The sequence below is a fragment of the Haoranjiania flava genome, from assembly GCF_025631005.1.
Classification (GTDB): domain Bacteria; phylum Bacteroidota; class Bacteroidia; order Chitinophagales; family Chitinophagaceae; genus Haoranjiania; species Haoranjiania flava.
In genome coordinates this window covers 82628-108636 of the sequence record NZ_JAOTPL010000004.1, presented here as the reverse complement: position 1 = coordinate 108636, position 26009 = coordinate 82628, and the positions used below count along the sequence as shown (strand labels likewise).

Sequence of the window (26009 nt, the reverse complement as noted above, 5' to 3'; positions counted from 1 at the left end):
ATATCAACTTATTGCACGCAGAGTGCGCCAAGACTTGCGCAAAGAAGTAGAGGTGTGGATTTGTTATCAGTGATCAAGTGATGAAGTTTTTGTGGATTTGTGTATTTGTTGATCTGCTAAGGTCTTGGGGCTATCTCTCACCGGTCAAAGCTCATCGCTCATCATAAGTCAGATTATAACTGCTCTGCGATCTCCGCGTGAGTTCTCTGCGGCCTTAGCGTGAAAACTATACCGGCAATAAAAATATATCAACTTATTGCACGCAGAGTGCGCCAAGACTTGCGCAAAGAAGTGGAGGGGTGGATTTGTTGATGTGATATTGTGATCAAGTGATGAGGTTTTTGTGGATTTGTGTATTTGTTGATCTGTGTAAGAGACTTCTAAACTACCCCTGCGCTAAGGTTTATTGTAATGATGCAACCTGCAGAACCGTCATTGCGAGCCATGTACTCCTACAGTTCCGGAGTCTTTCGGGAGCGAAGCAGTCTCCTTGAGCAGTCATTCAACAATAGCGAGGCCCACTTCAGGGGCCTCACTACCTAAAACTTCTTTACCTTGATTTCTACCTCAGTATTTATGTAGTTGAACTTTAATTCTTTAGCAGGCACATTGTTTTTTACGGTAATGATTTGAGCGTTGTTTGTTATTTCGTACCGGTTATTCAGTATATAAATCCGGTAATTCCCTTCGCGCAGGTGCAGCATAAAACCGCCTCCCCAATCTGTTACCGTTGTGGTTATTTCCTTAGTTGAAAGATTTTCTGCATATATGCTTATGCCTGAAACATCTGTTTGCTCCACATCATATTTCTTCTTAGTCTCAATCATGCTGCCTGTGACAGTGTTGACTTTTACAACCGGCAACTCATATTTTTTATTTTTAGAAATGAGTACTTTGTTGTTTGATAAAAGACTAAGTTTTTGCCCGTTTTTCTTCACCACAATATTATACTCCTGTTTAGGAAGATTGGCAAACTTCACAAAGCCCTTCTTATCTGTTATGGCTACATGCTCGTTTAAATTTACCAGTACATTATCCAATACTTTTTCATCGCCATCTAATATATTGTTCTGGTTCTGGTCTTCAAAGACCCTGAATGAAACTTTGCTTGAATTAGATGAACTTAACGTACCAAATATTTTCTTGATGCCAACCTGGAACTGGGTATTGTTGTAAGTATGGGTATTGTTGTTTTTGGAATATCTTGTAAAGAAAACATTGGCGGTAGCAAACCAATCTTTAGCAATACGATATTCCAGCTGGTTATTTATAAACTGGTTAAAACCATTATAACTGTTTACATAGCTTATACCCCCGGAAATATTTCCTTTCAATTTTTGATCACGAGTAGCATAATTGTAATTCGTATTCAAAGAGTAGTTTCTGAAATTCTTTTCTTGTGTGTTGATAAGATCGTAGGCATTTACCGGGTTTATATCTGCCAAAGCATTTACATTGAACATGCCTAACCTGTAAGACAATAAAAACCTTGCTGCATAAAACGGATCTGTATTTTGATTGATAAAAGAAATACCACCATCTGCAATAAAATTGAAATAATGGTTGCTGAAACTCTTACTAACATCAAGCTTTAAACGATATGCCCTGTAATCTACATTCAGGTAAGAGTTGTTTATATATTGATAGGTATAATTTGGCAAGATGGAATAGCTGAAACCATCTGTATAATAATTAAAACCCGCTTCTACAGTATGATTCACAAAACTGCTTTCATATATCATCAATTCAGAAGGATGATAGATAAAATGTGCATTCACATATTTAGGCTTGTTTATTAAACCACTGTATTTGAACAATAAACTTTTTTGTTGCGTAAGGCGGTAAGTAACTGCTTCATCAAGAGATAAAAGCCCTCTTCTTAAACCTGCGTAATATGGTGAAGAAAAATAGTTATTTGAAAATAAAGAAATCTTTTCCCCGATCATTTCATAGGAAATGCCTCCTGCAAAACCTGCATTGGCAAAGCCTTTGGCGCTACTCTCAATACCAAGTGAAGCTTCATGGCTAACACCGCCTTCTATTTTTACGCGGCTGGCAGAATCTATCTTAAAGGAAGTGGAGAAACTACCAAGATGTGTTTTTGTGTTTAATAACGGATTTGTATTGTATAAATAATTTACCTGTGCGGGTGAACCGTTACGCATAGATCTCTGGTACTTTGTACCGATTGTTTTACCAAAGTCAACCATATTATCCAGGCTGCTGTAAAGCATATAATTATTATCTATACCCAGCACTTCTATGCTGCTGTTACCGGTAACATTATATCCCAACTTTAAACCTCTGCCGTTCATATTAAAATCATAGTCAGAGCCGTAAATATTCCCCAGTTCAGCAAGCATCTTTTTCGATCGTAGCGTTAACCTTGTATCATAGATATTTACATATTTATATTGTGAGAAATAATCTGTTACCGTGTTGAATTCCATCGCTACATTCGATGCTATTTGCTGCTGCACATTGCCTCTGAGCCTGTATATATCATTATTTTTATTCAGTCTGTTGTAGGCAGCCTCAATAAAATTTATTTTCGTATTCAAAAAATTATTTTGCAATACCTGCCTGTTGCTGGTAAGCGTACGGATAGGAATATTGGAATTAGCTATAAGCCTGTCTTTGGCAATCTCATATGCCATTACCGACAATGAATAATCTGTAAAAAAAGTTGTATTGCCTTTTTGCTGCAGATCTATCTTTACCAGTTTTCTTTCACGTGGTTGCAAAATCACATTTATGGATTGCTGCCTTATAACCAAATTCTGCGAAGGACTTAATGTAAGATGCAATCGTAGGTTTTTGATATCATAACCCGGATTTTCAATAAAAAAACTTACGGCATTTTCTCTTGCATCGGGATTGTAGAAATTATCGATACCTGAGCTGATGATAGCAATATAATCCTGGCTTTCTTTGCTTAGATAATATCTTGCATGCAGCGTATCTTTAAGCTGGCCTGTAGTAGTATAATCTACAATAAAATCTATGTAGTTATCGCCGGACATAAGCAACTCAATGCCTGCTATCATTTTTGTTTGCAGGTTCAGAGCCTGGCCGGCATCTACATTTCCTCTAAAACCCGGGAAGAATAGCATATTCGGATATGACTTTGCAGGACGAATACTTTCAATCGTGACATTTTTAGCCTGGTTGTTTTGAATGCGCAAGGTATTGGAAAAAGTTTTTCCCGGTTCTAATAAAATACTATCCTGGGTAAAAAAAGCATAAATATTTTTATGTTGAGCCGACAGGTTAACACTCAAAATAATAAACAAAATTATAGCCGGGATTACTCTAATAATATTTTTGATCATTACAAATTCGTAAAACTATAAATCACATTAGTCAGGTAAGTTACACCTGTGGGTTTATTAAACAAAATACCGGTTTGTGATGGTGGTATTGTGTATTTTATGGATAGTTGTTTGTTTAAAACAGGCGTGGCATTACGGATAATGTTTTGAGACGTGGCTGATAAGGGCTTCGAAATCACCTGTGTTTCGCCCGTACCGTTTTCAACAGTTACAATGGACACAGGAATAGATGTAGGCGTAGAATTCAGCGTAAAATAGTTACCGGTGCTTTTCACATACACCTGAAACGGTTTGTTGTTGGTGATATTGAGATGTCCCGGCATATTTACACTTTTCCCGGTCTGGTAGTCTGCGGCGGTTAAAAAATTAAATACCACTGACTGGTTTTCATCTTTAAGCCGTATATAGCTTATAGCATTGGTAACAATGGTTACAGCTATTGTCTTAACATCGGCAACTGAATTATCGTTGCTGCGTGTACGTACATCCAAATTAAATGTATAGGTACCTGCTTCAAAAAAATTGCTTGCCAGCTGAGCCGACAGTATTTTTATTTTTAACGGAACAGAGGTTTTGTTGCCGACTGCTACCGGCAAGGCAGTTGAATTTAAAGCCTGGTAAGCATTTGTAAGCGTTTTAGTACTAAAAACTGTATTGTTACTTGTAATTTGTAAAGCAGATAAAGGCCTGGTGGAAGTAACTCCTCCCCCAGCCGGAGTAAAAGTGATGGGCGCCTGTCCCTTAATCTCTACAAATGAAGGAACCGTATGCCCTATCTCTAAGTTATTTAATGTTATTTCGTAATCTGTGCCGGTAAAATTTTCCGCATTTAAAGCTACCGAATAATTTAGTGTGCCGCTGTTCCAAACACTAAAAGCAGGAACGTTAATGTTCATCTTTCCTCCGTCGGACGGATCTATATAATTATATATTAAAGAATGAGGCTGATTATGAACAATATCCGCAGAATAGGTACCGGCTATAAACATATTGGATACAAAACTATTTGCTGCTATTCGATAATTAATCATTATATCACCTGGATAAGCACGGCTACCAGCGTATAACGGTTGAAGAAAGGATTGGAAACTTGTGGTAATGTATTTTTCCGGTATTGGCCATTGTGTACTTAATCCTGAGCTTCCGGGTGAATAACCGGCTATACTTGATAACTGAAAATTAACCAGGGAAGTAGGCAAACTATAGATACCGTTATTGTGTATGAAATTCGGATTGGTAGAACGCAGCATTACAAATCTATTAATAGTAGTTCTTCTCCAACCTAATCCACCCATAAACAAATAACCGGAATTAAGTGTTGCAAAATACTCAGTTTCGTTTAAAATATTATCCTGAGTTAGATTAAGATCAATTGACTGGGAATTTCCATTAAAAGACTGAAACAGAAAATAGATGATTGCCAAGCATTGTAAAACCTTTTTCATTTCGCGTTTATAAACTTAGATTCTTTTCACCTACCCTTACGTTTGCAGCGCTTCCTACTCTTAAAATAGCTACACCCGCAAATTCGCCTTTGTATTTTTCGGGAATATCGAAGAATACAATTTGTTCTGCATCCGGCATCATAGAAACTGGCACAGGCTCAAGTTTGGTTTCCTCACCTGTTGATTTATTGGTAATTTCAAAATCTATAGATGAGTCGCTGGTGGTGTTGCCAATATTTTTCACCTTCACAGCTATTCTGTTATATACCTTATCAGCAATTGTTACTTTGCCTATATGATTAATAGCCGTAAAGTCAAGATCTTCTTTCGTATTGTTTTCAGGTGTGTAATAAACATGTAAACCAAATTCAAATAAAACTTTTATACCGATATTATTATTTTTTATGTATTCATCGCTCTGCTGAGCTATTTGTGTAAGCATCAGCATAGAGTTGGTTACTACATTAGTTGCATTTGCCGGAACGCTCATCATCACATTTAATTGTTTTGATTCGCCGGGCTGCACGGTTACATTGGTTTCTGAAAGTTTTAACCAACCGGCATTCGACCTGGGTAATGTACCCGCATTTGCATACACTTTTTCTCCGGTAGAATCCCTATACCAGTCACTCAAGGCCGCTTTAAAAGCAAAAGGCGTTTTACCCCCGTTTGTAATTGTGACTGTTTGAGTAGCGCTGCTGCCGGGCCCGCCCGTAAAAAACAACCTGGTAGGAGAAACAGTGATACCCTGGGCATAACTACTTACAATACCGGCAACCAAAACAGTTAGAATTAATAACGACCTGCGCATATACATTGTTATATAATAATTTGATTAAAAAAAAGAGTCTCCTGGAACTTTACTCTGTAAAAATAAAATAAAGTTTTGTATGAGACTCTTTTTTTTATCACCGGTTTAGGGTTGTGTAAAAGTATACACTATAGTTTGCTGGTAAGTGCCCTGAGGCTTTCCAAGAATATCTTTTTGTGCTCTGTCGGCAGGGATGCTATACTTTACATCAATTGTTTGTATCCCCGCTTTTACACCTGTTAATATAGGTTGCTCCGCTGCTGTGAGAGTTACTTTTGTAGCAGTACCACCACTTCCGGCGGGTACGGTGGGGGTAATGTCCATAACACCTACAGGAATATTATTTGTACCATTTACAAAATTAGCTCCAGCAGCTTTTACAGTCACCTGGAAAATTTTTGTAGCGGTCACCTTCAAATGTCCGGCAAGAGATACTACCTGATCAACTGTGTATGAAGCAGCATTGGGATAGCTAAATTCAACCGCTGCAGCACCAGGCGTTTGTCCGGGAACAGTTTGATTACCTGGCTCTGTAGTGATAAAGTCAGTCAGGTTGATCTTCACGTTAGTAGAAGATGTTGCTTGTGCTTGTGCAAAGCTGATGAATCCAAAAACAGAAACAGCAGCTAAGATTAAGGTTTTTTTCATGTTAATTTTTTTTAATTTTTGTTTTTTTATTTTTATTATTTGCTTGGTATGCCTTTTATCGTGATGTCAATGTATAAATTACAGTATTCGAGTACGTTCCCGGGCCAGCTCTTAAAATATGCTGCTGCGATTTCTCCGGAGATATAGAATATTTAATGTTTATATTTTTGTACAAATTCGGATGGCCGTTTGTGATCAGAGGCTGGTTGTTTGTTTGTAGCTCTTCAATAGAATTGAGTATTACATCTTTTGCCTTCACATCGGTATTATCAACTTCCACTTTTACTACAGAAGCCGGAAAGGTTAAATGACTGCCCGACCTGAAGTTTTCCAAGGCCGCTCTTGCTACCAAATTATAATAAACGGTAGAAGATAATAATAAGTGAGATTGTTTCAATGTAGAAATGCCATTCGTAAAATCATTGCTATTCTTAAAAATCATATCCACTCTTTGGCCATCAATTTTCTGAGAGGTTAACTGGAAAAAATCGTTCACTATAATATTTATTTCAGCTTTGGCCTCTACCTGGGAGAAAGAGATAATCGGAGCAATAAAAAATAAAAAGGATAATGAATATTTTAATTTCAGAACTGAAGCTTGAATCTTTGCATTTTTAATTATATACAATTTCATCTTTTATTTTTGGTGGTGCAAAATTAGACAGGTTGTACAATATGGCAAAGTATTTTGTTAGGATAGTGAGATTTAATAACCTATGTTAAGTTTTTCATTTGTTGCCTTCTATTTCAATATAGAAGGTCTTTTAAGCAGCGGTATTTTTTTATTCAAAACAAACTATTTTTTATTTTGTTGACTAAAAGTTTTTCGGCAATTAATTTTCCGAACTGTTTCATATGTAGTTGCGGATAAGCTGTCTTGAGATTACAAATCTCACGATATGGCTTCGTGATTACAAATCCCGAAGAGCGATGTGATCAAGTGATGAAGTTTTTGTGGATTTGTGTATTTGTTGATCTGTTTAAGTCTTGGGGCTATCTCTCACCGGTCAAAGCTCATCGCTCATCCTAAGTCAGATTAAAACTGCTCTGCGATCTCCGCGTGAGTTCTCTGCGGCCTTAGCGTGAAAACTACCCCGGTAATAAAAATATATCAAATTATTGCACGCAGAGTGCGCCAAGACTTGCGCAAAGAAGTAGAGGTGTGGATTTGTGGATGTGATGTTTTGTGATCAAGTGATGAGGTTTTTGTGGATTTGTGTATTTGTTGATCTGTGTAAGTCTTAGGGTTATCTCTCACCGGTCAAAACTCATCGTTCATCCTAAGTCAGATTAAAACTGCTCTGCAATCTCCGCGTGAGTTCTCTGCGGCCTTAGCGTGAAAACTATACCGGCAATAAAAATATATCAACTTATTGCACGCAGAGTGCGCCAAGACTTGCGCAAAGAAGTGGAGGGGTGGATTTGTTGATGTGATATTGTGATCAAGTGATGAGGTTTTTGTGGATTTGTGTATTTGTTGATCTGTGTGAGACTTCTAAACTACCGCTGCGGTAAGGTTTATCTCAATGATGCAACCTCCGGGACCGTCATTGCAAGCGAGGTACTCCTACGGTTGCGGAGTCCTTCGGGCGGAGCGAAGCAATCTCCTTCAACCACTTTGCCCAAGTGAAGTTATTCCACAAATTTTTTTATGTTTACTTTTCTTTGTTTTGCTCCCACAATAAACTGTGGCACGTTTGTGATTCCCCCCTGAATTACAGAAATTTCTCGTGGCGGCTCTTCATAAAGCGCATTAACAGGGAGGGAGGTAATATCAAGTTCGATCCGATAACTTCCTTTCGGTAAAAAAACTAAAAAGTTTCCCGAGTCATCGGTATAAACATCAGTGACTTTCCCTGTGGCAGAAGTAAATTTAAATACAATCCCGCCATATTTTGGAGTGAACCCTACAGTCATTCTTTTATCATAACTGTACTTTACTTCTCCCTTTACAATACCAGTCTGATGGAGCGGAATTTGTATTTCCATTCGTGTCTTATCAAGTTGTACTGTATTTTCTTCATTAAACCAACCTTTATTGGCGCCGGCTTTTATTTGGTATTCTTTATAAGGTAAATTGGTATAACTAATCTTGCCGTTTCTGTCCGAAACAAAAACCACTTTGTTGAATTCTAAGGGATAATCATAGGCTGGCGTATCTCCTTCATCAAAAATATTATTGCTATTATTATCCTGAAATATAAAAATATCTACCCTGCCTTTCTTTTTACTGCTTGGAATAGTTCTCTGCAAGATATAACTCAGGCCAATCTCTGTAGAAAACATTTTGGACAATGAATTTTCTCCGAAATAACTCGTATACCTATACTGATTAAATCCTAAATTCAGGAATGCATAAATCCTTTTTGAGGGAGTATACTTTAAATTAGAATAAAAATTATAGTAGATACCCAAAAGTTGGTCTTTGCTGAAGTTGCCGCCTAAACTCGAGGCTAAATTCAGTTTCTCAAAACTCTTATTGAAATAGAAACCGGCAGAAACTTTATTAAAATCACTAATTGCTGAATGTATGGAATGTGTATATTCACTTAAATTGCTGCTTCCAGACTGATACGCAGCCATAACATTAAACCAATAAAAACCATAAACAATTCTTCCTCTGAACTGGAGCTGAGGCTTGTTCCTTTTTTCAAACCACGCTAAGCCATTCTCTAAATTTAACATCAAAGAATGCTTCCTGCCATAACTTGCCCATGAAACCTGTTCTGTCAAAACATGGCTGCTACCATTTATGACTTCGCCAAACTTAAAATATGAATTGCCTTTTTCGTAACGATTCTGATAACCTGCATTAAACCTCCAACTTGTGTTTGATGGAAAAGCTAAATTCGCATTGGTATAAATATTTCTGCTTTGGAAATTGATACTGTTAAAAACTGTTTGGGGTGAGTAATCGCTCAATGTAAAATTTGCAGAAAAGTTATAGCCTGTTTGGCTGTATCTGAAAACAGATTGTTGAATTTGGAGTACCCCTGGCCTGTTTCCTGGAAAATAATCTGAACTGTTAAAAATATTCCCGTTTAGCAAGAATTTTCCTAGTTTTCCATTGTAACTAAATTCTTCTGCGATTGAGTTTTTATTCATGTTTAATGAATTATACTTGCTGAAAGCTGAAGAAATTTTACCGGAAACAGCCCAATGTTTATTAAAAACATAACTGCCTTGTGCCAATCCAACGTTGTGATGCGCCTGAAGATAAGGATCATATTTAATTACATAACCTCCTGTGTATTTTTGCTGAGTACTTTTGGTAAAGGCCAAACTTCCAATAGCATACGCACCGTATGAATCCTGAAACCAACCAACATTATCAATGATGTTATAATTCTGGTCTATTACACCGATTTCCAGTTGTTTCTTATTGTCTTCGCTTACAAGCTGCGCTTCCGCACCTCTTCCGTATAAAGTAATCTCTGTCATTTTCGTTATATTTCCTACCGAAAAAACGTTGTTGTTATAATAATACTGAAGTTTGGTATTTGTAAGCACGGCATTCTTAAAGTCCGGGTTTTGACTGTAGAGTTGTCCGGAAAAAGAAAGGTACCCTGTAGGCAAATCTAAATTACCACCACCAAAAACCTGGTAGAGTTCAGAGTTTTTCCCGGATGTACGGTAGTTCAAAGAAATGCCTTTAGTGAGTAAATTGTTTGAAACAACATTATTATCCCAAATTATAAATCGTTTGGAGGATGATAAATTCTGCACCTGAACTTTTGATGCTCCAATTAAGATTTTTTCGGTACCGTAGCTCGCCGTAATATCCACATTATACTCGCTTCGTTCTACAAGCTCTTTGCTGGGGAAAAATGTGAAAAGCACTTGTTTCCTTTCGCCTGCATTTATTTCCGATGTTTTTTCAAAAGAGTTCTTTTGCCCCATCAGATCCGGGATATTGAATAATACGGTTGACTTCACTTTGACGTTTCCTAAATTGGCCAATGTAACCGCTACTCTTACGGAGTCATTGGGATTACTATAGATTATGTTGGCCTGCTCGTTGATCAGCCTCAGCAACATTTTTTCATCAACAGTGTAAAAAGTTTCCGAATGAGTAACCGTCTCGTTTTGCTTATTTTCCAATTCAAAGCGTATTACGTTTTTTCCCGCAGGCACATTGTGCGCAAGCAATTTTACTGCGACAAACATACTGTCCGAAAAACTAACCGGTAAGCTTTGAGGGGAGATAGCTTTGATGCCATTCGGCAGAACTATCCTGAGAAATCCCTGGAAATTATTGTGATCTTTGCTTCCAATTTTAACTACTATAGAAATCACCGGACTTTTTCCCTGCTCAATCTGTTCCGGAACTTCTAAAAAAACCTGTGAAGTTGGCATAGGGACAACCTGGCCTTTCAAAAGGGAAAAACCAAATGTAAATAATATAGTAAATAACAAACTCTTTCCTTTCAATTTATTGTATTTTATTCAGGATACCTTTTGTCATAGTTTTCGGCAGACTAATAAGGCACGATAAAATATTGTATCGTTGCAGAGTAAGTATCTTTTACAGCATTAATGCTGGGGGATACACGATAGGTAATATTTCCCAGATTTCTGGTAACTACACCTTCATCAGGCACAACACCCATAAAAAGCAAGCGCTCTTGAGTGCTTAAAGTCTGTGGTGAGGCTCCCACACTGCCTTCTCCCGAAGTTGAAATGGTAACGATATCTAAAGGCAGGGTATTACCGGTATTAGACATTAAAGCGGGTGATAAAGATTTGCAATAAACGGCCCACGCTGTTCCCTTGGCTTTAATGGACAGTGCAGAATTCAATGTGGTTTCCTGGCCTGAATTGTACGATTCCGGATTAGAAAAATGAAAAGTAACGTCCGGAGCCGTTGTGAAAGTAAGAGAGAGACCTTCAAAAATTGGAGTTCCGGATTCATCGTAAGATGGCACATCGGACATGCCTGCCAGCGGCCCGACATCTATCATTTCATGTATGATTACCGGCATTCCCACTTGGTTATTATGGTCATCAAACAGTGTATATTTTATATCGCCTTCATAGCGGCGTGCATTGTAATCAGAACATTTCAACATCTCACCCAGATAATCGCCGCCGGCTATTTCCAAATCCCAATATGTAGTTATGACAAAATTTGAATTGGCTTTCTTTACCATGGGTTGTAAAGCATTGGGAACAATGAAAACTGGATTAATTCCCAAAGAGGTGAAATTGGGTATTCCGAGAGATGCTTTTGTAGGATTGCCAGCATTCTCCGAAACTATCCTACGCAATGATAACCTTATTTTGTCCGGAGGAAAATGCTTCAGCGATGGACAGTCTATGCCAGCTCCGGCAGAAGTGCCGCCTTGTGCGGGGGAATACAGCGAACCAATGATTTCAGCAGAAATTTTCCAATTTCGTATTGTTAAGGCTTCTGACCAGTTATAATTCCTGATAACAATTACTATATGTTCTACTGCCCGTTTGCCAAGATAAGATTTCACATCAACATAATTTCCACCCCATCCAATGGTAGTAAATTGCGCTTTTGCCGAAACAACTATTAAAAGAAAAAACGCGACTATTATTGTTTTGTAATTATTCATAATTAAAAGTTAGTTCAGCAACTTCCAGATTCTCTTTATCGCCGGTATCCATCATCACGGTTGCAGTGTATTTGCCTTTTTGTAAATCGTCTCTTAGAGGTATATATACAAACCTTTGGTCACCTGGCAACGTATAGATAGAAATATCCTGCAATTTAGCCTGTGATCCGTTGCTGCTATTGAATAAATCGGAGTATATTGTTCCTTCCACCCACGTATTGCTGGCATTGCTGAAGTTTAGTTTTAACGCATTTCTTTTTTTATCTAAACTTAGGCTGTTAAAGTTTATTTTATAATTTTTATTTCCCGGTATTCTATGGAAAATCTTGACACCAATCCGCACGCTCTCCTTCACCATTTTCTCAGTGTTTTCTACAGCGTTTGTTTGCGTTAGGTAAAGCATTGCCGTTCTTACATTAATATTAGGATCTAATGTTGAAGGTACCGTCATGCGCACATTAATCACACGACTTTCGCCCGGCGCTAAGGTGAATATATTTCCAGCGTCGGTACTGATCCAGTCTGCACAGGTTTGTGGTAATTCACCGGCTTTGTAAAACATATTGTTTCCCAGCGAATCATAATTCCAATCACCTAAGGTAACCGCAACATCCAGCTTGTTGGTTTTGCTGTCGTTAATAACTTTGAAGGATACATTGCCGGTTTCGCGCGGTACTACTTCATAATACAACCGTGGTGCAGTAACTGTCATTCCGGTTTGTGCAGCTATTTTATGCAAAGAAATAATTAGAAAAAATAAAATAAAGATTTTTTTCATACAATAATGGATATATGCTTCAAAATTATAATAATTACAAGGTACTGAAAAATGTATTGATTATGTGGTGCTAAAAAAAAGCCAAGAACTGTTGACGCTCTCAGCTTTTTGTACAGCATTGGTTACTTAAAATTTTTAGTTTACAGTAATCGTATAAGTTAAGGTAGTGGTATAGGTAGTTCCGCCATCTTGTTTGAATTTGGTTAAATATGCATTACGCCCTTTGCCTCTATAAGCTACGTTTATCAATCCATCAAAGACAGCAGGTCCTGAAATAAGAGTCTGCTCGGAAGTAGAAAGAGAAACATTTCCCGCAGATGTAAGTCTTGTAGTACCGGTCCCGGCAGTTGCCTTCAGTGAAATCCCTTCAGTTGCGCCAAGAGCAATAACATCGGAACTACTTACATTCTGCAGATCTCCCAAGGCCTTAACTTTTACCTGGTAGGCGTGCGCAGAAGATACTTTTAAGTGGTCTACGATATTTTCTGTAACACCGTCATTATACTTCTGCCTGGAATCATACACTAGTTTAACATCTGTAGCACTACCGCCATTTCCATTTTGTACTGCTATGGAAAGAAGAGGTTCCAGAACAACATTTAAAGTTGCGTTGGCTGTTTGAGCTTGCGCAACGCTGATGAATCCAAATACAGAAACAGCAGCTAAGATTAAGATTTTTTTCATTTTAATTTTTTTTAATTTTTTGTTTTTTCATTTTTTTTATTTTATATGCCTGTTATCGTGATGTAATTGTATAAATTATTGTATTCGAGTACGTTCCCGGGGGTCAGCTCGTAAAATATGCTGCTGCGATTTTTCCGGAGATATAGAATATTTAATGTTTATATTTTGTATAATTGCGGATGACCGTTTGTAATAAGGCTGATTGTTTATTTGTAGTTACTCTATACAATTGGTATTACATCTTTTGCCCTTCACATCTGTATTATCAACTTTTACTTTTATTTACAGAACCTGGGAAGGTTAAATGACTACCAGATCTGAACTTTTTCAAAGCCGCCCTTGCTACCAAATGATAATAACTGCGGAAGATATTCAAAGGCGAGATTGTTTCAATGTAGAAACGCCATTCGTAAAATCATTGCTATTCTTAAAAATCATATCCACTCTTTGGTCACCAATTCTCTGAGAGGTTAACCGGAAAAATCCCTACTATAATATTTATTTCAGTTTTGGCCTATACCTGAGAGAAAGTGATAACCGGGACAATAGAAAATAGAAATGTTATAATTTTTTTTAATTTCAGAACTGAAGCTTAAATCTTTGTATTTTTAATTATATACAATTCATCTTTTATTTTTGGTGGTGCGAAGTTAAATGGGATGTACTATATGGCAAAGTTTTTTGTTAGAATAGTAAAATTTAATAACCTATGTTAAGTTTTTCAATTGTTTCCCTTGATTTTTTAATGGGAGTAGGTTTTGAAAGCCGTATTTTTTATTCAAAACAAAGAAGAAACTATGTTTTTTGTTGACAAAAGTTTTTTCGGCAATGATGGTTCCGATCTGTGTCATATGTAGCTCCGGATAAGCTATCTTGAGATTACAAATCACGATATGGCTTCGGGATTACAAATCCCGAAGAGCGATGTTTTCGCTTTATTTCTCCTATATACAACCCTGCATAAGTTACAGGGAATTACAAATCAACGAGAACAGCGAAAAAATAAACTACACATTTCACGCAGTATAAACAGGCAACGACTTGCGCAAGAAAAAAAATCTAAAAATCATTAAGCATTTATTAAGGAAGCCGGAACCTCAACTCTTTACCGAGATCTTTCTGATCGAATTGTTTATCTAAATAAGTGCTTTTCAACAATATTTCCTTTTTATTCAAAAATTTTAGATTGCTCTTCATAGCAAGTAGCCCGTTATAATAAAACTCAAGGGTTCCAGTATCATCAGTATTTTTAATATATTTCCACAAACCGGTCGGGGGCTCAGTTTCGCTTGTCCATAGCCCCCAGCTATTATTTACTTTAACATAACTATTTTGAAAAAACTCTAAAGTTCCGTCTGGCTTTAAATTATATACCTGAGTGTTACGATAGTAACCATCATTTTTTAATTCAGCCTCCCATTTACCAAAAACCGGAGTGTAAAAATCTTCTTTATTTAATACAACAGCTCCTTTTTTACCGTGTGTATACCAAAATCTTTCTACCACATTACCACTCTCATCGCCTAAGGCAAAATTGCCATGCAGTTTACCGTAATAATAACCCCCATGAAGCTTTATTTTACCGTTTTTCTGCACCCACATAGCCAGTCCGTGAAAGATATAATCGGTAAAGCCTTCCAGCTCACTGGCATTAGATGAAAAGTAAAGCTTATTGTCTTTGACATCATGATAATTATATATATAATTAATAATAGGTGTGTTTTTGAAATACTGTTTGTCTTTCCAGTAATCATAAGTTACAGCGTCATTAGGAACCAACTGCCTGCCTAGCAACTGTTTCTTGAGGTAGTACTTGGCTTTGTCTTTAGTAGTTGATTGAAGATTGCCGTTTAAATACACTACGTCTGCATCAGGATACTTCCCTTCCGAAGCTATATTTATATTAACCTCGCTTGTGGATGTTGTATCTAAGTTTTCTTTTTCAAACCTGTCTTTAGCGCAGAAATAATTGGTTATCGCAACAATTAATAGGACAAATAGGATTTTTTTGAATTGCATAACGAATGTTTCGCTGTAAATATAGAATCAAAAAGTATAATTATACAACGTACATGATTTATTTTTTCCACATATATAATTATAATAATAACAAATTGTTAATTGGTTAAGAAATTATCATAGATTCGGGTGACACGCGTAATAAGTGATTTATAGAAACAAAACGTAAGCAACATGTCTTGTGAGGAAGTCCCCCCAAGATTTTCGCCAAGAAAACAACATTCTACGAAGCCAATAACACCTGTAGGGCAAATGCATCTCCCAATAAGATTCTGTAACAAACACTTACCGCGCCTAATGCCAGGCTGGCAGTGTATAGATTTTGCTCCTGAAGTGAAAAATGCTTACGGGTCAGGGCCAATGCGCGCGGGTCACCTTCAGGCGGGTTAGGCTTTTTTGATTCTTGTGGCAATGGCAAAAAGGATATAAATAAATGGCTTCTAAAACTACGCTACGTTTTTCCCGATGAAGCACCTTCCGAGTTCGTCTTTGCGAGCGCCGTACTCCGACAGTTCCGAAGTCCATCGGACGGAGCGAAGCAATCTCAAATATTTAACTGTCACACGTCTTACTGCTCAAAATAAATTATTTCAGCTCCTGCAACTCCACCAGGCGTTTATACCTGCCGTTTTCAATCCTGATAAGTTCATCATGGTTGCCGCGTTCTACGATCATTCCCTTATCAAGAACTACGATTTCATCCGCGTTGCGGATAGTGCTTAACCTGTGTGCAATAACTATGGAAGTCCTGTTTTGCATCATGTTGTTGATAGCGTCCTGTACCAGCTTTTCGCTTTCTGTATCCAACGAAGAAGTAGCTTCGTCGAGAATCAGTATGGGCGGGTTTTTAATCACAGCGCGTGCAATGGTTAATCTTTGCTTTTCACCACCGCTGAGCTTGCTGCCGCGGTCGCCGATATTAGCATTGTACTGATCTTCCTTTTTGATGATAAAATTATGGGCATTGGCAATTTTTGCGGCCTGCACAATGGCTTCCTGTGAAGGGTTCTCCAGGCCAAGTGCAATATTATTAGCAATCGTATCATTAAAAAGTATAGGCTCCTGTGTCACAATGCTCATGAGCCTTCTGACAGAATGCAGGGAATAATCTTTAATGTTCACGCCGTCTATCAACACCTCTCCACCGGTAACATCATGAAAACGGGGCACCAGGTCTGCCAGCGTAGACTTGCCGGCGCCCGAAGACCCTACAAGCGCCACTGTTTTGCCTTTTTCTATCGTGAGGTTGATATTTTTCAGGATGGTAAATTCATCGTAAGCAAAATCAACATTTCTGAATTCAATTTTATCATTAAAACCTGTAAGCACCTTTCCGTTTATATTATCATCCACCGTCACAGGCGTGCGCAATACCTCTTCGATGCGCATAATAGCTGCCGAGCCTTTGTTGAGGTTGCTGAAAGAGGTGCTCAGGGTTTTGATGGGATTGATAACGTTGTAAAAAACGGCAAGGTAGGTAAAGAAAGTAGAAGCATCCAGGTCTATCTCACGGCCGATAATCAGCCTGCCGCCAAACCACAGAATGCCCACAAACACCATCACGCCCATAAACTCTGAAACAGGCGATGCCAGGTCGCGCCGGCGGGAGATCTTATTGCGTGCCGCAAGCAGTTCATCATTGATAGCATGGAATTTTCCCCTTAGAATATTTTCTACGTTAAATGCTTTGATCACCCGCAATCCGTTAAGCGTTTCATCCAGCACAGATAGAGATTCCCCATGTTTGATGGCCGCTTCATTAGAACTTTTCTTTAAAGACTTGGATATGCGGCCAAGAATAAAGCCAATGAAGGGAATGGCAATAACAATGGCTAGCGTAAGCTGCGGGCTCAGGTATACCAGGAATGAAAAAGTAAGGATAATTGTCAACGGGTCTCTTACCCAGCCTTCCAGCGCGCCTACTACAGAAGCTTCCACTTCATTCACATCGTTGGTTACACGGCTGATCAGGTCGCCTTTACGCTTCTGGGTAAAATAGCCGATAGGCAGGTTCAGGATTTTATCGTACAGGTCTGCGCGGAGATTATTCACAATCCTGTTTTTCATAGGGTTTAATATGTAAACCGATAAATACAGGAATAGATTTTTCAGGAAAATAGCAATCACCAGTATGATGCAGATGATGCCCAGCAGTTGTATATTGGAATAGCTTTTTATTTTCTGCAAAGCAAACAAGCGCAGATCATCGAGCAGTCGGAAATCTGCAGGCTTGCTGAAGATATCTGATTTTTCTAAAAAAATCAGGTCAAAGAATGGCTTGAGCATTCCAAAACTGGCAAGCGCAAAAATGATGGATAATACAGTAAAAACAAAATAAAGAACTATTTTTCCTTTGTACCTGCTCAGATAATAAAAAACTCTCGAATATTTCTTCATCAAACTAAATTAAACATTTGCGGCAAAGATAATTCAATCATAATCATTATTTTTACATTTTACAAAATACTCAAAATTATGGTAGAAGGAAAACGTCAAAAGCAGGTAGCAGGTGTAGTTCAACAGGAATTGAATGATATTTTCCGTCACCTGGGCATCAACATGATCCATGGCGGCATGGTATCTATATCTTCCGTAAAAATTACGCCTGACCTGCTGGAATCAAGAGTATACCTGAGTTTCTTCCAGATAGAAGATAAGCAACAGGCGTTAAAAACCATTCAGCAAAAAGAATGGGAAATAAAAAAAGAGCTGGCTGTAAAAGTAAAAAACCAACTCCGAAGAATGCCGGTATTGAAATTCTACGAAGACGATACCCTTGACTACGTATTTAAAATGGAAGAAGTTTTCGATAAAATAAAAAAAGAAGAAGACAATAACGAAGCGTAATACTTCTGCTTCCCGGCAGCACACAATATGAACTTTTTATTTGCATGGCGCTATTTCAGGTCTAAGAAATCAACCAACGTAATTAATATTATTTCGTGGATCAGTATTATTGCCATCATGGTGGGCACAGCCGCGCTGATTATTGTACTCAGTGCATTCAATGGCTTTGAAGGACTGATCAAATCTATGTACGGTGATTTTTATTCTGATGTAAAAGTAATGCCTGCACAGGGAAAGTTTATGGAGATTACACCCGCACAACTCGCTGCAATCAGGCAAAATAAACTTGTGGATAAAACAAGCTTGTTACTGGAAGAAAAAGCGGTATTGGTAAATGGTGAGATACAGACAATTGTGCTTATAAAAGGCGTAGACAGCAATTACAACCATCTTTCCGGTGTAAAAAACCACCTGGATGCCGCAGGTAATTTTGATCTGGGTACAGTAGATACGCCTGCCATTGTTCTGGGAGGGGGCATAGAAAACTCCATTCAGTCTTATGTCAACATGGAACATCCGCTGACCATTTATTTACCTAACAGAAATGCATCAAGCTTTACAGATCTGCAGACTGCCATGAATTCCTTTAACATCAGGCATTCAGCCACATTCAGAATACAGGAAGAGTTTGACAATAAATATGCTTTTACAAACATCGGATTTGTCAGGTACATGTTGGATCTGCCGGAAAATGTTTACAGTAATATTGATGTAAAACTGAAACCCGGCGTCAACGCAGACAAAGTAAAAAAAGAACTGAGTGCAGTGTTGGGCAACAGCTTTAAACTACAGACAAGGTATGAGCAGAACCAGAGCCTGTACAGTGTGATGCAAATGGAAAAATGGATTATTTACATAATCCTCTCGCTAATACTGGTGATTGCCGCTTTTAACATGATAGGCGCACTTACGATGCTGGTACTGGAAAAACGGAAAGATATTGCCATCCTGAAAGCGCTTGGCGCCAATGATAAGCTGGTACAAAATATTTTCCTTTCAGAAGGGTTTTTACTGGCCATTATCGGTGGCGGTCTGGGGATGATAGTTGCATTTATAGTATGCCTGATACAGATCGTTTATAAACCGGTCAAACTTACCGGCGGATCTTTTCTCGTAGATTACTATCCTGTGAAAATAAATATTTTTGATTTCCTGCTGGTGGGTGCCACTGTTTTTGTTGTAGCCGTTTTAGCATCGTGGGTACCTGCTAGAAAGGCAGCCACTAAATTCTTCAGTTTAAAAAGCTAATCTTCCAGGATAAGCTTGCGCAGCATATTGAGCCCGAATTTTATAGCAGCTTCTTTGTTGCGTTGCCTGTTGTACTGAAAACTAAATTCCTCTGCCATCACTTTTTTATTATTGGCTACAGCTATCCACACCGTACCTACACGCTTGCCTTCAATTCCATCCGGCCCTAAAATACCTGTAGTAGCGATCGTGTAATCGGTCTGCATGAGCTCACGTACATTTGCAGCCATTTGCGTGGCAACCTCTTTACTCACAACGCCATAGGTTGCGATATCTTCCGGGCTGATATGCAAAACCTGTTTCTTTATGTCGTTGGAATAGCATACAACGCTGCCTGAAAAGAACTGGCTTGCACCCGCATTTTCTGTAAACATAGCCGCAAGTGCACCGCCCGTGCAGCTTTCAGCGGTTGAGAGCGTTTTTTTTCTTTGTTTTAAAAGTTCGGCTATGGTCTGGTCAAGGGTTTTATCATCCAGGGTTACCACTACATCTTCAATTGTATGCCTGAGGTTTTCAAACTGGGTATCTAAAAGGCATTGAGTTTCGGCAGCATCTTCACCTGTAGCTGTCAGCCGCAGCCGCACAGAGCGCACATTCGGCAGATAGGCAAGCTTAATGTTACCAGGCAAAGCAGCTTCAAAATCTTTTAATCTTTCTGATAAAAAACTCTCGCCGATTCCCAATGTAGTGAGTGTTTTATGAAAAATTACTGGCAACTCATATTTTTCCCTAATAAGTGGAATTACATATTCCTGCATGATAGCCTGCATCTCATGCGGAACGCCGGGCATGCTTACAAATATTTTCCCGTTTTTTTCAAATAGCATACCGGGTGCAGTGCCGTTTTTATTGGGTATTACTTTGCAGACATCCGGCACTTCCGCCTGTTTGTAATTAGATTCCAGTAAAGGACGGTTAGTTGATTGAAAAATATTTTTTACATGTTGCAAAGTTTGTTCGTCCACAACCATCTTTCCGCCAAAGTAGCTATTCAGCAATGGCTTTGTAATATCGTCGGCAGTAGGCCCCAGGCCTCCTGTGATAAGAATAATATCAGAGACACGTGCAGAGTCGTCCAATGCTTCCCAAATATCATCCCATTGGTCACCTACCGCAACGCGGTGCCGCATCCACACACCTATTTTGTTGAGCTGCGCAGCAATAAAAGCGCTGTTTGTGTCAATCACCTGGCCAATCAGCAATTCATCTCCTATAGTAATGATGGAGGCGTATATTTTATTTTTCATGTGTTAATATTTAATTTTTTCTGTTTGCCACACGGAATAACCAAAACCTTAATTCTTTATTATCATTCCCGGTTGGTATAGATTCCTAATCTTTATGGTTATTTCATGTGTGTATATTTTATTTTTCTTTATGGTCACATGGAATAGCCTTTTATTCATTCGCGGTTGGCATGTAACTTGGCTTATGGCTATTTCATGTATATATATATTTAGTGTGCCGCTTTGCGGCTGTTTTTAATGGTCGCATGGAATAGCCTTTATTCATTCGCGGTTGGTATGCAACTTGGCTTATGGCTATTTGCTAATAAATTTTCAGAGCAAATGTAGACAAAAAAGAATCGTATTGTTTGGAGAAACCTCGCATCCTACATTCGAAAGAATCATGTTGCGAATTCTTTCACGCAAAGGCCGCAAAGGTTCACGCAAAGAAAAAAGAATCCAGGATGTCAGTGAGAAACACCTGACACGGCAAAAAGGACTGCCTGCACTTAACGCCTGCCTGTCAGTAACAGGAAGCAATGCACGGAAGGTGATTGATTCGCCCGAAAAATGTTATGAATTTCAAAGTGATTGCGGCGAAGCAATTGTTCCTGAAGTGCAAATTGCTTCCGGGGCAGAGCCATGTGCGCAGCTCACCTTCAGGCAGGCTAGACCTTTTGGTTCTTTTTGCGGCAATGGCAAAAAGAACAATTTCTATTTTACTCAAAGGTTCACGCAAAAAAAGTAGATTCTATAAAGAATCGTATTTTGTGGAGAAGCCTCTCACTCTACACTTGAAAGAAGCATGTTGCGAATTTTTCACGCAGAGGCCGCAAAGGTTCACGCAAAGAAACAAGATTGTATGATGTCAGCTGAAAACACCTGACACGGCAAAAAGGACTGCCTGCACTTAACGCCTGCCTGTCAGTGACAGGAAGCAATGCACGGAAGGTGATTGATTCGCCCGAAAAATGTTATGAATTTCAAAGTGATTGCGGCGAAGCAATTGTTCCTGAAGTGCAAATTGCTTCCGGGGCAGAGCCATGTGCGCAGCTCACCTTCAGGCAGGCTAGACCTTTTTGGTTCTTTTTGCGGCAATGGCAAAAAGAACAATTTCTATTTTACTCAAAGGTTCACGCAAAAAAAGTAGATTCTACAAAGAATCGTATTGTTTGGAGAAACCTCGCACCCTAAATTCGAAAGAAGCATGTTGCGAATTTTTTCACGCAAAGGCCGCAAAGGTTCACGCAAAGAAACAAGATTGTATGATGTCAGCTGAAAACACCTGACACGGCAAAAAAAAGAATCCGGCGTTCGCAAACTTGTTTTCTCTTTTCCAACAACAGCACCTGGAGCGCCAATAAATTTGTTTCCTTGCAAGTATAATATAAGGTCTGAAAACTTGCCTGATTAATTGCTTTTTAAAGCATTTTCTATTTGGTTATAGTATTCATTTCTCAGCATCTTAAATTCTTCATTCATTATCCTTTCCTTCAAAACTCTCCAACTCCTTATTTACCTCGTCCAACAATTGCTTTTCTGTGGGTAAGTAAAGTTTATATTGGCTTGCAATAATATGTTTTTGATTTTCGGGTAAAGTAAATTTTACTACCGCATCGTTTTTATTGGCACAAAGCAAAATTCCAATTGTTGGGTTTTCGTGTGGTAGTTTCTCTATGCGGTCATAATAATTTACATACATCTGTAACTGGCCAATATCCTGATGCGTAAGCTTGTGCGTTTTGATTTCTATAATGACAAAGCATTGCAATAAACGGTTGTAAAATACCAGATCTACAAAGAACTCATCGCCTTCAATATGCACTCTTTTTTGTCTTGCTACAAAAGAAAATCCGTTGCCTAACTCCAATAAAAATTCCTGAAGATGTGAAATGATTGCACCTTCTAAATCTTTTTCATAATAAGATGCCTCACGTTTTAATCCTAAAAACTCTAAATACATCGGGTCTTTGATGATTTCCTTAGCATCCGATGGTTGTTTTTCGTTTTTGGCAACTGCTAAAACACTTTCTTTATCATTGCTCAACAATAGTCGCTCGTACAAACTGCTGTAAATCTGCCGTTCCAATTGACGTACCGTCCAATTATTTTTAATGGTTTCAGCAATATAAAATTCTCTTTTATTTTGATTATCAACGCTTAAAAGTAGTTTGTATTGGCTCCAACTTAATTGTGTCCACAGTGTAGACACAATTGGGAAAGTACGGTAAAACTGTCTATACCAATGCAGCTGCCGAGAAGAAAAGCCGCTTCCAAATTCAGGTTGCAGTTGTTCTGAAAGATATTTGATAAGAAACGTTCCATAATCTGCACGCTCTTTTCCCTCTTGTTCTTCTTCAAAAATTCTTTTGCCAATATGCCAGTACATCAGAGTTCGCTGATGGTCAACGGCTCGAATAGCATTATCTCTTGATTGGGAAATAATTGCTTTTATATCAGATATAATAGACTGATTAATAAGCATTGTTAAAAAAAGTATTAGAGAAGTAAAGATACAAATTTTAATAATATTTCTTTATCTTGATACAATATAGAGTCCTGCCAACTAACGCGCCAGAGTATTCATGGATTAATTCTTAAATATATTTTGTATCGCTTCTACCGCACAAGCAGCAACACTTTCTTTGATCATATTTTTATTCTCCCGTTCTTTAATTTCCGATAGTAAGGATAAAATCTTTTCAAAATCAAGACTGTTTATATTTTCCAAGATAATGTAGTTGAATTAATTAAGTCAGGTTGTTGTGTGTAAATGCTAATTTGTGTGAGCAAATCCAAACTTTTAAGGAGATGACTGTGCGCAAATCCTAACTTCTATTGTGTGTAATTTCAGACATTTTATAAGCTACTGTGAGTAAATTCAAACAAATGTGTGTGCATAATTGAATTTTGGATGTTTTTCAACTAAAAATAAGAAAAAATAAATTTTGTAGGCAAATTGTGGGGCAAATTTATAAACTTCTTAAAAATTCTTGTAAATAAAAAAGCCCTGAAACATACTGGTTTACAGGGCTTTTAGGCTGTGTGTGAGTTACAGGAGTCGTATCTAGGACCCTTTGCCTCAAAGACAGTCTCTCGAAATAATGTTTTAATATATAGAAACTAATAATAAAATACCATTGTAAAACAATGGCATTCTATTTAATTTTCTAATGTCAATTAATGAGCAGCTTTAACTGAATCTTTAACTGCTTCAGCAACTTGTTTTGCTGAATCTAAAGTAGCATCAGTAGCAGCATTTACAGAATCAACCATTGCATCAGCTGAATCAGCAACTGCTTCAGTTTGAACGTTAGCTACTGAATCAGCAGTATCGTTAGTTGTAGAAGTGTTGCAAGCTGCAAAAGTTGCTCCGATAGCTAATACTAAAAATAATTTTTTCATTTTTCGTTTTGTTTTAATTATTAAATTTAATGATTATGCTATTTAATACGGAAAATAAAAAAAGGTAACCCGCTGCCTGAAAAATATTTTTAAAAATTTTTTCAGGTGGTCTGAAAACAGGCATGTGCAATAAGTATCTAAACCTCAATTTCTTTAAAATATATTAAATTACCTGTATTAAAAAAAGGTTTACCAAAATGGGTTACTTTTACACATCAATTCGTATTAAATAATATCACTGTGATACCGGAACTGGACGACAAAGATTTATTGGAAGGCCTGGCAAAGAATGATTCTGCTGCAATAAAAGAGATTTATACCAAAAATTTCGGCATTATTCAATCCTTTATTATCAACAACAGCGGCACACAGGACGATGCAAGGGATATTTTCCAGGAGGCGATGATTACATTGTATGAAAAAGCGAATGATAAGGATTTTGTACTCACCAGCCAGATAAGAACTTATTTGTATTCAATTGCCAGAAACCTCTGGTTGAAAAAACTTTATAAGCAAAACAGGTATGTAAGCGCAGAAGTGACGGGACTGGAAGAAACCATTGCAGTAGAGGATGACCTGGAATTGCACGAGCAAAAAAACGAGGAATACAATATTATGATGAATGCGCTCAACAGCCTGGGGGAACCTTGTAAAACTTTGCTTGAAGAATTCTATCTAAACAATAAGGATATGACCGCATTGACTGAGATGTTTGGCTACACAAACAGTGACAATGCTAAAAACCAGAAATATAAATGCCTTGTAAGACTGAAGAAACTATTTTTTGCTAATTATCATAATATAAAAGAGTGATGGACAGAATAAAACTTTTAGAATCCATTGAACGATACCTCAACAATGAAATGAACGAAGAAGAACTGGCGAAGTTTGAAGAACTGCGCAAAACTTCTGCTGATGTTGATATGATGGTAGTAGAACACAGGTTCTTTCTGTCTAAACTGGAGGGATTTGGCAAAAAAAGAAACTTGCGTCAGGCTTTACAGGCTACCCACAATCAGCTCGTTTCCGATGGCAAAATCTACGAATTTGAGGCACCTAAACAACCTAAGATCGTAGCGCTTTATAAAAAATATAAAAAAACTACCGGCATCGCGGCCTCCATAGCAGGCATTACCGCTCTGCTCATCAGCGGGCTGGTCACTTTTATCTCTCCTCATAAAAATGATGTTAAGATCCAGCAACTGAGCCGTGACATTGCACAAATTAAAAAAACGCAAAATTATCAATACAGGAAATTAAAAGAAGTTGACTCCAAAATACCGGAAGGCGCTGTACTTGCCGGCGGGGGCTCTGCTTTCCTCATAGACAATGCAGGATACCTCATCACCAATGCTCACGTGCTGAAAGGTACCGGAGCTATCGTGGTTGACAACATGGGTAAAGAATTCAACACCGTCATCGTTCATGTGGATCATACCAAAGACCTGGCAATTTTAAAGATCAAAGACAATGATTACAGAAATGTAAAAGCGCTGCCCTACTCTTTAAAACGTAAGAATATGGACCTGGGTGAAGAAGTATTTACTTTAGGATATCCGCGCAACGAAGTTACCTACAACTCAGGATACATTAGCGCACAAACAGGCTATGACGGCGATACGTCTTCCTTCCAGCTCTCCCTGCTGGCCAACCCGGGCAACTCAGGCGGGCCGGTTTTTAATAAAAAAGGGGAAGTTGTAGGCGTACTAAGCACCCGCCAGGCAAAAGCAGAAGGTGTGGTATTCGCCATTAAATCTAACGAAGTATTCCAGGTTATCCGCGACTGGAAAACCAGCGATACAGTTGCCAACAACCTGAAACTGCCGATTGTGCAGAACAATAAGCTGATCACAGACAACAGGGTTGAGCTGCTGAAAAAGCTGGATGATTACGTTTTCATGGTAAAGGCATACAATTAATATACATGGTTATTGATGTGAGAGTGGGCCCGAAAGGCGCACTTTTTGTATATGCACAATAAACT

At 38.2% G+C, this 26009-nt stretch carries 20 protein-coding genes; 5 read left to right on the top strand and 15 right to left on the bottom strand.

The window, feature by feature from the left end:
• Positions 1-539: 539 nt before the first annotated feature.
• The 11 genes from OD355_RS04270 to OD355_RS04220 all read right to left on the bottom strand — a co-directional run bounded on the left by OD355_RS04270 (position 540) and on the right by OD355_RS04220 (position 17696).
• On the bottom strand, positions 540-3332 hold the full coding sequence (locus OD355_RS04270; protein ID WP_263037217.1) for a hypothetical protein: 2793 nt from the start codon (positions 3330-3332) through the stop codon (positions 540-542).
• Complete coding sequence (locus tag OD355_RS04265; protein WP_263037216.1) at positions 3332-4756, bottom strand: hypothetical protein; 1425 nt, start codon at positions 4754-4756, stop codon at positions 3332-3334. Before OD355_RS04265 ends, OD355_RS04270 begins: the two co-directional genes overlap by 1 nt.
• A 28-nt stretch (positions 4757-4784) precedes the next feature.
• Complete coding sequence (locus OD355_RS04260) at positions 4785-5588, bottom strand: fimbrial biogenesis chaperone (protein ID WP_263037215.1); 804 nt, start codon at positions 5586-5588, stop codon at positions 4785-4787.
• 105 nt (positions 5589-5693) lie between these two features.
• Entirely contained in the window at positions 5694-6236 is a 543-nt protein-coding gene (locus OD355_RS04255) for a hypothetical protein (RefSeq protein WP_263037214.1), read from the bottom strand.
• Between the two features lie 55 nt (positions 6237-6291).
• On the bottom strand, positions 6292-6870 hold the full coding sequence (locus OD355_RS04250; RefSeq protein ID WP_263037213.1) for a hypothetical protein: 579 nt from the start codon (positions 6868-6870) through the stop codon (positions 6292-6294).
• Positions 6871-7868: 998 nt separating this feature from the next.
• Positions 7869-10667, bottom strand: coding sequence for a COG1470 family protein (locus tag OD355_RS04245; RefSeq protein WP_263037212.1), 2799 nt, complete (start codon positions 10665-10667; stop codon positions 7869-7871).
• A gap of 47 nt (positions 10668-10714) precedes the next feature.
• A complete protein-coding gene (locus OD355_RS04240; RefSeq protein ID WP_263037211.1) occupies positions 10715-11818 on the bottom strand; it encodes a hypothetical protein in 1104 nt (367 codons plus the stop codon).
• On the bottom strand, positions 11811-12557 hold the full coding sequence (locus OD355_RS04235; protein ID WP_263037210.1) for a fimbrial biogenesis chaperone: 747 nt from the start codon (positions 12555-12557) through the stop codon (positions 11811-11813). Before OD355_RS04235 ends, OD355_RS04240 begins: the two co-directional genes overlap by 8 nt.
• A gap of 174 nt (positions 12558-12731) precedes the next feature.
• The gene (locus OD355_RS04230; RefSeq protein WP_263037209.1) at positions 12732-13280 is read right to left on the bottom strand and encodes a hypothetical protein; all 549 of its coding nucleotides are present in this window, start codon (positions 13278-13280) and stop codon (positions 12732-12734) included.
• A 1080-nt stretch (positions 13281-14360) separates the two neighbouring features.
• The gene (locus tag OD355_RS04225; RefSeq protein ID WP_263037208.1) at positions 14361-15299 is read right to left on the bottom strand and encodes a hypothetical protein; all 939 of its coding nucleotides are present in this window, start codon (positions 15297-15299) and stop codon (positions 14361-14363) included.
• Between the two features lie 585 nt (positions 15300-15884).
• Positions 15885-17696: an ABC transporter ATP-binding protein gene (locus OD355_RS04220; protein WP_263037207.1), complete on the bottom strand. Its 1812-nt coding sequence runs from the start codon at positions 17694-17696 to the stop codon at positions 15885-15887.
• A gap of 78 nt (positions 17697-17774) precedes the next feature.
• Between OD355_RS04220 and rbfA the strand changes: the two genes are divergently transcribed.
• Together rbfA and OD355_RS04210 are read left to right on the top strand one after the other, a co-directional pair.
• Positions 17775-18146 (top strand): 30S ribosome-binding factor RbfA, encoded by a 372-nt coding sequence (gene rbfA / locus OD355_RS04215; RefSeq protein ID WP_263037206.1) that lies wholly within the window; start codon positions 17775-17777, stop codon positions 18144-18146.
• 27 nt (positions 18147-18173) lie between these two features.
• The gene (locus OD355_RS04210; RefSeq protein WP_263037205.1) at positions 18174-19394 is read left to right on the top strand and encodes an FtsX-like permease family protein; all 1221 of its coding nucleotides are present in this window, start codon (positions 18174-18176) and stop codon (positions 19392-19394) included.
• Here the strand turns inward: OD355_RS04210 and OD355_RS04205 are convergent.
• On the bottom strand, positions 19391-20641 hold the full coding sequence (locus OD355_RS04205; RefSeq protein WP_263037204.1) for a competence/damage-inducible protein A: 1251 nt from the start codon (positions 20639-20641) through the stop codon (positions 19391-19393). The genes OD355_RS04210 and OD355_RS04205 overlap by 4 nt on opposite strands.
• A gap of 382 nt (positions 20642-21023) precedes the next feature.
• On the opposite strand from OD355_RS04205, the gene OD355_RS04200 reads away from it, so the two are divergent.
• Complete coding sequence (locus tag OD355_RS04200) at positions 21024-21368, top strand: hypothetical protein (protein ID WP_263037203.1); 345 nt, start codon at positions 21024-21026, stop codon at positions 21366-21368.
• A 726-nt stretch (positions 21369-22094) separates the two neighbouring features.
• Here OD355_RS04200 and OD355_RS04195 read toward each other — a convergent pair.
• The 3 genes from OD355_RS04195 to OD355_RS04185 form a co-directional block, all read right to left on the bottom strand.
• The gene (locus OD355_RS04195) at positions 22095-23105 is read right to left on the bottom strand and encodes a PDDEXK nuclease domain-containing protein (RefSeq protein ID WP_263037202.1); all 1011 of its coding nucleotides are present in this window, start codon (positions 23103-23105) and stop codon (positions 22095-22097) included.
• Positions 23106-23210: 105 nt separating this feature from the next.
• The gene (locus OD355_RS04190) at positions 23211-23351 is read right to left on the bottom strand and encodes a hypothetical protein (protein ID WP_263037201.1); all 141 of its coding nucleotides are present in this window, start codon (positions 23349-23351) and stop codon (positions 23211-23213) included.
• A 449-nt stretch (positions 23352-23800) separates the two neighbouring features.
• Positions 23801-24025 (bottom strand): hypothetical protein, encoded by a 225-nt coding sequence (locus tag OD355_RS04185; RefSeq protein ID WP_263037200.1) that lies wholly within the window; start codon positions 24023-24025, stop codon positions 23801-23803.
• A 240-nt stretch (positions 24026-24265) separates the two neighbouring features.
• Between OD355_RS04185 and OD355_RS04180 the strand changes: the two genes are divergently transcribed.
• Both OD355_RS04180 and OD355_RS04175 read left to right on the top strand, forming a co-directional pair.
• Positions 24266-24838 (top strand): RNA polymerase sigma factor, encoded by a 573-nt coding sequence (locus tag OD355_RS04180; protein ID WP_263037199.1) that lies wholly within the window; start codon positions 24266-24268, stop codon positions 24836-24838.
• Positions 24838-25944 (top strand): S1C family serine protease, encoded by a 1107-nt coding sequence (locus OD355_RS04175; protein WP_263037198.1) that lies wholly within the window; start codon positions 24838-24840, stop codon positions 25942-25944. The genes OD355_RS04180 and OD355_RS04175 overlap by 1 nt, the downstream gene beginning before the upstream one ends.
• Positions 25945-26009: the final 65 nt, after the last annotated feature.

Bases quoted from the DNA above. Each gene is read 5' to 3' on its own strand.
- OD355_RS04200 (WP_263037203.1), top strand. From the start codon at position 21,024: ATGTTGCGAATTCTTTCACGCAAAGGCCGCAAAGGTTCACGCAAAGAA.
- OD355_RS04175 (WP_263037198.1), top strand. From the start codon at position 24,838: ATGGACAGAATAAAACTTTTAGAATCCATTGAACGATACCTCAACAAT.
- OD355_RS04225 (WP_263037208.1), bottom strand. From the start codon at position 15,299: ATGCAATTCAAAAAAATCCTATTTGTCCTATTAATTGTTGCGATAACC.
- OD355_RS04185 (WP_263037200.1), bottom strand. From the start codon at position 24,025: ATGAAAAAATTATTTTTAGTATTAGCTATCGGAGCAACTTTTGCAGCT.
- OD355_RS04210 (WP_263037205.1), top strand. From the start codon at position 18,174: ATGAACTTTTTATTTGCATGGCGCTATTTCAGGTCTAAGAAATCAACC.
- OD355_RS04240 (WP_263037211.1), bottom strand. From the start codon at position 11,818: ATGAATAATTACAAAACAATAATAGTCGCGTTTTTTCTTTTAATAGTT.
- OD355_RS04255 (WP_263037214.1), bottom strand. From the start codon at position 6,236: ATGAAAAAAACCTTAATCTTAGCTGCTGTTTCTGTTTTTGGATTCATC.
- OD355_RS04230 (WP_263037209.1), bottom strand. From the start codon at position 13,280: ATGAAAAAAATCTTAATCTTAGCTGCTGTTTCTGTATTTGGATTCATC.
- OD355_RS04205 (WP_263037204.1), bottom strand. From the start codon at position 20,641: ATGAAAAATAAAATATACGCCTCCATCATTACTATAGGAGATGAATTG.
- rbfA (WP_263037206.1), top strand. From the start codon at position 17,775: ATGGTAGAAGGAAAACGTCAAAAGCAGGTAGCAGGTGTAGTTCAACAG.
- OD355_RS04250 (WP_263037213.1), bottom strand. From the start codon at position 6,870: ATGAAATTGTATATAATTAAAAATGCAAAGATTCAAGCTTCAGTTCTG.
- OD355_RS04260 (WP_263037215.1), bottom strand. From the start codon at position 5,588: ATGCGCAGGTCGTTATTAATTCTAACTGTTTTGGTTGCCGGTATTGTA.
- OD355_RS04195 (WP_263037202.1), bottom strand. From the start codon at position 23,105: ATGCTTATTAATCAGTCTATTATATCTGATATAAAAGCAATTATTTCC.
- OD355_RS04270 (WP_263037217.1), bottom strand. From the start codon at position 3,332: ATGATCAAAAATATTATTAGAGTAATCCCGGCTATAATTTTGTTTATT.
- OD355_RS04220 (WP_263037207.1), bottom strand. From the start codon at position 17,696: ATGAAGAAATATTCGAGAGTTTTTTATTATCTGAGCAGGTACAAAGGA.